The sequence below is a fragment of the Rhizomicrobium sp. genome (assembly GCF_056722145.1).
Genome location: NZ_JBWZET010000009.1, coordinates 1 through 8,777, shown reverse-complemented (window position 1 = coordinate 8,777; position 8,777 = coordinate 1). Strand labels below are relative to the sequence as shown.

General features: G+C 64.6%; 6 protein-coding genes. 2 read left to right on the top strand and 4 right to left on the bottom strand.

The window, feature by feature from the left end; translation table 11 throughout:
• On the bottom strand, nucleotides 1-1,904 hold a 1,904-nt coding region (locus AC1P6P_RS00450; RefSeq protein ID WP_481400464.1), incomplete at its 3' end, for a TonB-dependent siderophore receptor.
• Between the two features lie 416 nt (nucleotides 1,905-2,320).
• Nucleotides 2,321-4,417, bottom strand: coding sequence for an ATP-binding protein (locus AC1P6P_RS00445; RefSeq protein WP_481400463.1), 2,097 nt, complete (start codon nucleotides 4,415-4,417; stop codon nucleotides 2,321-2,323).
• A gap of 136 nt (nucleotides 4,418-4,553) precedes the next feature.
• Between AC1P6P_RS00445 and AC1P6P_RS00440 the strand changes: the two genes are divergently transcribed.
• Entirely contained in the window at nucleotides 4,554-5,798 is a 1,245-nt protein-coding gene (locus AC1P6P_RS00440; protein WP_481400462.1) for an SGNH/GDSL hydrolase family protein, read from the top strand.
• On the top strand, nucleotides 5,795-6,697 hold the full coding sequence (locus AC1P6P_RS00435) for a polysaccharide deacetylase family protein (RefSeq protein ID WP_481400461.1): 903 nt from the start codon (nucleotides 5,795-5,797) through the stop codon (nucleotides 6,695-6,697). Before AC1P6P_RS00440 ends, AC1P6P_RS00435 begins: the two co-directional genes overlap by 4 nt.
• Here the strand turns inward: AC1P6P_RS00435 and AC1P6P_RS00430 are convergent, their stop codons facing one another.
• Entirely contained in the window at nucleotides 6,698-7,660 is a 963-nt protein-coding gene (locus AC1P6P_RS00430; protein ID WP_481400460.1) for a nucleoside hydrolase, read from the bottom strand.
• Nucleotides 7,661-7,808: 148 nt separating this feature from the next.
• A partial coding sequence (gene flhB / locus AC1P6P_RS00425) for a flagellar biosynthesis protein FlhB (protein WP_481400459.1) occupies nucleotides 7,809-8,777 on the bottom strand: 969 nt, incomplete at its 5' end.

Here is an 8,777-nt window from a genome sequence, read left to right as displayed (position 1 = left end):
TAGGCAGGCAGGCGGAAGCTGTTGGCCAGATCGCCCGCCATGCCGGAGTAGTGATGCACGCCGCCGGCCACCGAGAAGCCCGACAGGTCGCCGTCGAAGGCGTAGCGCGTCCACAACCCGAGACCGTTCTTGGCGACGTTGCTGAGCTGGTCGCCGATCAGGAGGGGATTGGTGTCGGTGATTACGGCCGCGTCGGTATAGGCATAGGTCAGGATCGCCTGCCAATTGTCGCTGAGCGCGAAGCGGCTGTCGAATTCGAAGCCGCGGCTGCGCTGCTTGCCGGCCTGGGTATAGGAGAAGGGATGCGACGGATCGGAGGTCGAGACGTTGTTGCGCGTCAGGTAGTAGAGCGAGGCGGTGAGATCGATCCTGCCGTCCATCAGGCTGGCCTTGACGCCCGATTCCCATTGCCGGCCGGTTTCGGGCTTCAGCGTGGCACCGGCAAAGGTGGTGCCGCTCTGGGGCAGGAAGGCTTCGCTGTAGCTGGCGAACAGCATGGTCTTCGGCAGCACCTCGTAGGTGAGGCCGAGGCGCGGCGTGACCGCGATGTCGGTCTGGGCCGGGCCGCTTTTGGCATCGTCCCAGCGCAGCGAGCCGGTGACCGTCCAAGGACCGTAATCGATATGGTCCTGCACATAGGCGCCGAGATCGTGGAGCGAATCATCGCTCGCCGAGAACTGCGAATAGGCCGGCATCGCGGTGTGATAGGCCGGATGGAAAAGATCGATGGTCCTGTAGGCCGTCGGATCGCTGTAATCGATCTGCCCCGAATGGGAATGGGCGTGGGTGATCGAATAGTCCGAGCCGATCAGCACATGATGCATCAAGGGTCCGGTGGCGAAATCGGCTGTCACCGAGGTGTCGGTGGTGATCATGGTGCCGAAGCTCGAATAATCGTAGGGGTATTGCGACAGCTCGAGCGTGGTGCCGGTGTCTGTCACGGACGACGTATAAAGGACGTTGGTCCACTTCTGATCGTTGAAGCTGACCCGCAGGCGGTGGTTGAGGCTGAAGATGTCGTTGAAGCGGTGGTTGACCTGATAGCCGAGCTGGGTGCGCTCCACCGCCGATTTGTTGTCGTTGCCGAGATTGCCGGTGTAGGTGTCGAGCGCATAGGTGCCATAGGCCGACGGGATCACGGTGCCGAGCGCGGTCAGCGGCATCGCCATGTTCATGTCGTCGTGCTGATAGGACGTGAGCAGCGTCAGCGCGGTGTCGGCATCGATCTTCCAGGCGAACGACGGGGCGACATAGACGCGGGTATTGCCGGTCGAGTGGTCGACGAAACTGCCGTCATGGCGCACCGTCGCGACGAGGCGGCCGGCGACATCGGTAGCGACCGGCAGATTGCCGTCGAGGGTGAATTCATAGGACGCGAACGAACCGAAGGCGGCGCTGGCATTGAGGAAGGCGGTATCGGTCGGCCGCTTGGAGACGAAATTGACCAGGCCGCCGAGCGGGCCTTGGCCATAGAGCGCCGCCGCCGGGCCTTTCACCACCTGGATCTGCTCGAGCCCGGTGATCTCGGCGTTGACGTCAACATATTGATCGAGCCGCATGCCGTCGAGATAGATGAAACCCGAGGCATCGAAGCCGCGGATGCGGAAATAATCGTAGGACTGATAATAGCCGCCGCTCGACACGCCGGCGACGTTGCGCAGGGCTTCGTCGAGGCGGGTGACATCCTGGGCTTTCAACAGATCGGCCGACAGGATCTGGATGTTCTGCGGCGTTTCCAGCAGCGGGGTCTGGCCGCGGACATCAAGCTCGATCGCCTGGCCGGTGACGGTGACGCTCTCGCCGACATCGGCGGCCTTCACGGGTGAAAATCCGAGCGCGAGGACGGAGGTCGATGCCGCCAAAGTCGCCCGCAAATAGTTTGTGAGATTGTGACGCTTTCTCATTTTACCCCTCTAAAAGTTCCTATTAAGAGTGTGTCTCAATCTCACGTTAACAGCAGATACCGGCCGCCGACGCAAGCCGAATCCACCGACGCTACGGCCGCACCAGCTAAGCTGTTGATTTCAAAGGATGAGGAACTTCGGCCACAACAACTGCGCGTTGCTGCGAATTTGCGATTCTCTCGCAAAAAACTTCATTTCTGCCCCCACGGGCGCCCGGCTCCGTCCACCCGCACGCAAGACCGTGGGGGAAGTCCCGCCACTTGGCGGGCAAGGGGGCTCGCGATCGCCCCCTTCGGCGCTGGCGCGCCCCGCGGCCATTGAGACTCGTGGAGAAATCCCATCGCCCGCGGGGGCAGAAAAGGGGGCCCGGGGGGCAGAAAGGGGCCGCAGCGGCAGAAAAGGAGTGGGCTGGAACCCTATCCCTGGCGCTTCGGCACCGGGGCGCCGGAGAGGACCTCTTTCACCTTCGCGGCCAGCTGTTTCAGGCCGAAGGGTTTGGGCAGGAAGTGGAGGTCCTCGGCTTTCTCGTCGTTGCGGCGGAAGGCTTCTTCGGCATAGCCGGACATGAAGATGATCTGCATGTCGGGGCGGATGCGGCGGACCTGGCGGACCAGCGTCGGCCCGTCCATGTTGGGCATCACCACGTCGGTGATGAGAAGATGGATCGGCGCCTTGCCACTCCTCACTTCTTCCAGCGCCTCTTCACCGCCCGAGGCTTCGATCACATTGTAGCCGCGCATGCGCAGTGCCCGCGCCGCGAAACTGCGAACCGCTTCCTCGTCTTCGACGAGCAGGATGGTGTCCTGGCCGGTGACGTCGCGCGGTGCCGTGCGTTCCTTTTCCTCGGCGACGGCGTTCTGGTCGATGTGGTGGCGCGGCAGCCAGATGCGGAAGCTGGTGCCGCGGCCGACTTCGGACTCGACATTGATGAAGCCGCCGGTCTGCTTGACGATGCCGTAGACGGTGGCGAGGCCGAGCCCAGTGCCCTGGCCGACCGGCTTGGTGGTGAAGAAGGGGTCGAAAATCTTGCCGACGATTTCGGGCGGGATGCCGGTGCCGGTGTCGGCGACTTCGATGCGCACATATTCGCCCGGCGGCATGATGGCAGTGCCGAGCGCGACCGGATTCTCCGCGATCTCGTTGGCGGTCTTGATGGTGACGGTGCCGCCGCTCGGCATCGCGTCGCGGGCATTGACGACGAGATTGATGATGGCGTTCGACAACTGCGCCTCGTCGGCATGAACCGGCCACAGATCGGCGCCGTGCTCTTGGCGCAGTTCCAGGCCTTCGCGCAAAAGCCGGCGCAGCATCAAGGTCAGTTCGCCGACCACGTCGCGCACCATCAGCACCTTGGGCTGCATCGTCTGCTTGCGCGAGAACGCCAGCAGCTGGCCGACGAGGGTCGCGGCACGCAGCGCGTTCTGGTGGATTTCGTTGATTTCCTTGAACGAAGGATCGCCGGCCTGATGGCGCATCAGCAGGAATTCGGAATTGCCGATGATGACGGTGAGCAAATTGTTGAAATCGTGGGCGACGCCGCCGGCAAGCTGGCCGACCGCCTGCATCTTCTGGCTCTGGGCGAATTTGATTTCGAGCGCCTTCTGCTCGGAGATGTCGAGCAGATAGAGCACCGCCTTGCCGCCGGCCGCCGGATGGGCGAACAACTCGGCCATGCGGTCGCCCCCAGTCCCCGAACCACCGACGCCGCGCACTTCCACGGCGCCAAGATTGGTTTCGCCTTTCGCCGCCTTGGCGAGCAGATCGAGGGCACGGCCGCGGTCGCCGGCATCGATCAGGTCGGCGAGCGAGCGGCCCATCTGGACGGCGGGGAAGAACGAGCGGAACGCGGTATTGGCCTCGGCCAGCGTGCCTTCGCCATCGACGAAAGCGACTCCCATCGGGGCATCGCGGAAGACATCGCCGCTGAGCGTGGGTTTCGCCGTTTCGGGCTTGACCGCGGCACGCTGCGAGGAGGGTGCCAGACGCGGCGTGAACCACCACACCGCCTGCGCCTCCGGCATCGGGCGGACCGCGGCGACGATTTCCAAGCCCGGCGCCACCGGGAAGGTCTCTTCGCGGATCACGCCTTCGGCGGCGGCCTTGGTCAGGCGGTAGAGCACGGCGGCGGAGGCTTCACCGGCCAGTGCCAGTTCGGGCGGCGGGGCGGCGGCCTCGCCTTCGCTGCCGGCCATGCGGCGGTAGACGTCGTTGCACTCGATGACGGCGCCGTCGGGCGCGGTCACCGCCCAGGCGACATTGGCCTTGCCGGCGGCTTCGGCGATGCGGCGGACGTCGGCGCCACCGAGCCAGCGGCGCTGGCCGATACCGATCAGGAGCAGAAGCCCGAGGGCCCCGATGCCGATGAGAAGGGCGACGCCAGCCCAGCGCGCCTGCTCGGGCGCTGCAACCGCGAGGATGGCCGCCGCCAGCGCCAGGGCGACAAACGCCCCCGCTGCCCAGCGCCATTTTCCGCCCGGCATGCCGAGGGACGAGTCGATAATGCTAGCCGCCATGCTGATTCGCACCTCAAGGCACAGTAGGAAGTTTTGCCGCGCCGGGAAAGTTCTGGCAAACCACGTCTTTTCCGTGTCGCCGGATCGGGATAGAAGGCGCTGTTAGCGGTATCATAAAAATCATCGGGGAGCGGTAATGCGTCAAGGACCTTGGTTGGCGGCTTTTGCCGCTCTGACGATGACGGCGGCAACCGCCACTCCGGCGAAACCGGCAGCCGCACACTGGGTGGCAAGCTGGGCTTCGGCGCAGCAGATCGTCGAGCCCAATAACCAGCTCGCTCCCGCCGACCTGACCGACACCACCCTGCGCCAAGTGGTGCACCTGTCGATCGGCGGCAGCGCCATTCGCGTCATGATCTCCAATGCCTTCGGCACCGCCCCGCTGCATTTGAAGGCCGTGCATGTCGCCCGCGCGCTTGGCGCCGACGGCATCGATCCGGCCAGCGACCATGCCCTCAGCTTTGCCGATCGCGGCGACATCACCATTCCGGCCGGTGGCCAGTGGGTGTCCGATCCGGTGGCACTGCCGGTCACGCCGTTCGCCGATCTGGCGATTTCCATCCATTACGACGCCGCGCCGCCGACCCAGACCGGCCATCCCGGCTCGCGCCAGACCTCGTATGTCGTGGCCGGCGATCACACCCTGGATGCGCACCTCGCTGGCGCCAAGGCGGTTGACCATTGGTATCAGATCGCGAGTGTCGACGTTCTGACCGCAGCCCCAGGGGCGGGCGCGATCGTGGCGCTGGGCGATTCCATCACCGACGGGCGCGGCTCCACCACCAACGGCAACGACCGCTGGACCAACGTGCTGGCTTCGCACCTGAAGGGCAAGACCGCGGTTTTAAATGCCGGTCTCGGCGGCAACTGCATCCTGACCCAATGCCTCGGGCCCAATGCGATCTCGCGGACCGAGCGCGATGTGCTGTCGCCGGCCGGGGTCAAGGCGGTGATCGTGTTCGAAGGCGTCAACGACCTCGGCCGCATCACCATCAACACGCCGGCCTCGGCTGAGGATCACGCGGCGCTGGTGGCGAACATGATCGCCGGCTATCGCCAGATCGCGGCGCGGGCCCATTCGCGCGGGTTGAAAGCCTATATCGGCACCATTCTGCCGTTCATGGGCGTGGACTATTACCACCCCACCGCCGTCAACGAGGCCGACCGCACGGAAGTCAACGCCTGGATTCGCAGCCAGAAGGAGTTCGACGGCGTGATCGATTTCGCCGCAGCCCTGCAGGACAAGGGGCGGCCCGACCATCTTTATCCGTCTTATGACTCGGGCGACAGTCTGCACCCGTCGGCGGCAGGCTATCGCGTCATGGGCGAGGTGGCGGCCAAGGTTCTGGGCGCGGCGCCGAAGGCGAGGAAAAAGAAATGAAACGGGCGTTGATGGCGGCGGCTCTGCTGATGAGCACGGCGGCGTGTGCAGACCCGCAGATTGCCATCACGCTGGACGATCTGCCGGCCCACGGCGCGCTGCCGGCCGGGCTGACGCGCGTGGACGTCGCCGGCCAGATGATCGCGGCGTTGAAGGCGGCCGGCATTCCGCCGACCTACGGCCTCGTCAACGCCTCGCTGAGCGATGGCGAACCGGCTTCGGCGCCGGTGCTGAAATTGTGGCGCGACAGCGGCAACCTGCTCGGCAATCACACCTTCACCCATCCCGGCCTGTCGACAAAAACGATCGCCGACTACGAAGCCGACATCGTCAAGAACGAGCCGACGGTGGCCGCGGCGGCCGGCGCCAGCGACTGGCACTGGTTCCGCTATCCCTTCCTCGATGAGGGCAAGGACGCCGCCCAGCGCGGCGAAATCCGTTCCTTCCTTGCCGGGCGCGGCTACAAGATCGCCGCGGTGACGCTCACCATCGACGATTGGGATTATCCGGCGCCCTATGCGCGCTGCCTCGCCAAGAGCGACGCGGCGGGCGTCACCCGGCTGGAAACGCTGTATTTGGCCCGGGCCGAACAGGGCCTGGCCTATTCGCGGGCGCTGTCGGCGACGCTCTACGGCCATGACATCCCCTACGTGCTGCTGCTGCACATCGGTGCCTTCCAGGCCCACATGATGCCAAAGCTGATCGCGCTCTATCAGGCGAAGGGCGTGCATTTCGTCAGCCTTCAGGACGCCGAGAAAGACCCGCATTACGCGGCCTATGTCGATCCCGCGCTGCCGGCGCCGCCGCCCAATCTGGAATCCGCGATCGGAACGCGCGGGCTCGCGGTCCCGCCGGGGCCCGACAACCACGGTGCCGAACTCAACGTGCTCTGCCGCTGATCAGGCCAGCGAGGCTTTCAGCGCGCGGCGGAAGGCGGCGAGGTCGACGGTCTTGATGACGCGCGCGTTGGCGGCCTTGGCCTTGCCAAGGGCGGGATCAGCGACCTCTTGTTTCGGCACCCGGGCCGACGACACGCTGGAATAGGCGCGCGTCAGGGCGGAATTGATCTCGATCTCGACGCGGCAATTCTCGCTTTCGAGCGCCACGCCGGGAACCAGCGCACAGGCGCTGGTCAGGGCGTCGGGATGCACCGTGCCGGCATGGCCGTAATGGTCGCGCGAAAACTGGACCTGGGCGGCATTGACGGTGGTGAAGAAGTCGGACTTCGCAGTGCCCAGCGCCGCCACCTCGGCAAGATCGGCTTCGGTCATCAGGCTCGAGGACAACGACAGTGTCCAGCTCACCAGCGAAATGTCGAAGCCGGCCTCCAGCACGATCGCGGCGGCTTCGGGGTCGACATAGAAATTGTACTCGGCCGCCGGGGTGACGTTGCCGACGCCGTTGTCGGTGCCGCCCATGATCCAAAGCTGCTTGAGGGCGCCGGCGATGCGCGGCTCCATCGTGGCGGCGACCGCGATATTGGTCAGCGGCGCCTGGGCTAGAATCGAAATCTCGCCGGGATTGGCCATGATGAGATCGATCATCGCATCGACCGCATGGCGCGGCTCCGGACGCTGCACGGTGGGGGCAAAATGGGCGCCGCTCATGCCGTCTTCGCCGAACACATAGGCGGCATCGACGTGATCGCGCAGCAAGGGCTTGGGGCAGCCGGGATAGACCGGAATTTTGCCGCCGAGCCCGGCAACCTCCAGTGTCTTCAGCGCATTCTCGATCTGCTGCTGGAAGGCAATATTGCCGTTGCAGATCGTCACCGCTTCGATTTTGACGTGTGGCTGGGCCGCTGCGATCAGGATCGAAAAGCAGTCGTCCCCCGCCGTGTCGGTATCGATGATGAGCCGCATGAAAGTGCCTTGCTGGAAACGCGGCGCGACCCTGCCTGAGCCGGTGGCGCTGTGCAACCGGTCTCGATGTTCCTATTCGACAAGCGCCGCATCGATGGCGTGCACGGCGTTCGTCATGAGGCCAGTCTGGCACTATCTGTGCGCGGTGCTAATTCGGCCGCATCTTGCCGGTCAGCTTCATGACGTAGCCGATCACCTGGGCCACCGCCTTGAAGTGCTCGACCGGGATCGCCTCGTCGATTTCGACCGTCGCATAGAGCGCGCGAGCCAGCGGCGGATTTTCGACGATCGGCACCTCGTGCTCCTTGGCTTTTTCGCGGATGCGCAAGGCGAGCGCGTCGACGCCCTTGGCGACACAGACCGGGGCCAGCGACTTGCCGGCCTCGTATTTCAGTGCCACGGCATAATGGGTCGGGTTGGTGATGATCACGGTCGCCTTCGGCACTTCGGCGATCATCCGCTTTTTGGCCTTCTCCATCCGCAGTTGCTTGAGCTTGCCCTTGATGTGCGGATCGCCTTCGGTCTGGCGGTATTCTTCCTTGATTTCCTGCTTCGACATCCGGTTGCGCTTGATGAACTGGAAGTGCTGCAGGAAATAGTCGCCGCCGGCGATCACCACCAAGGCGCCGAGGGTCGCAAACATCAGCTTGAACCAGAGATGGTTCATGTCGGAGGCGATCGCATCGGGCGATTGCGTCAACATCGATTCCAGCGTACCGCGCTCCGGCCATAGCTGGGTCCAGATCGCGGCGCCGACGATGACGATCTTGATCAGGCCCTTGATCAGGGTCATCAGGCCTTCGATGCCGAACAGGCGCTTGAATCCGGCGAGCGGCGACAGCTTGGACAGATTCGGCTTGAGCTTCTCAACGCTGAAGGTCGGGCGGTGCTGGACGACGTTGGCAATGACGCCCGAGGCCATCATCAAGCCGAGGATCGGGCCGACGATGCCGGCCAGCTTGATCAGCACGTGGCGCATCAGGATCAGCAGCGCGCCAGGATCGACGGCGATCTGATCGGGTTCGGCGAGGAAGTTGCGGAACAGGCCCATTAGGTCGTGCGAGGCGGATTTGGCGAACATCGCCACCGCCAGGGTGCCGCCGACCAACAGGATCAG

Coding starts and splice junctions, on each gene's coding strand:
- AC1P6P_RS00445 (WP_481400463.1), bottom strand. CDS start 4,417: ATGGCGGCTAGCATTATCGACTCGTCCCTCGGCATGCCGGGCGGAAAA.
- AC1P6P_RS00440 (WP_481400462.1), top strand. CDS start 4,554: ATGCGTCAAGGACCTTGGTTGGCGGCTTTTGCCGCTCTGACGATGACG.
- AC1P6P_RS00435 (WP_481400461.1), top strand. CDS start 5,795: ATGAAACGGGCGTTGATGGCGGCGGCTCTGCTGATGAGCACGGCGGCG.
- AC1P6P_RS00430 (WP_481400460.1), bottom strand. CDS start 7,660: ATGCGGCTCATCATCGATACCGACACGGCGGGGGACGACTGCTTTTCG.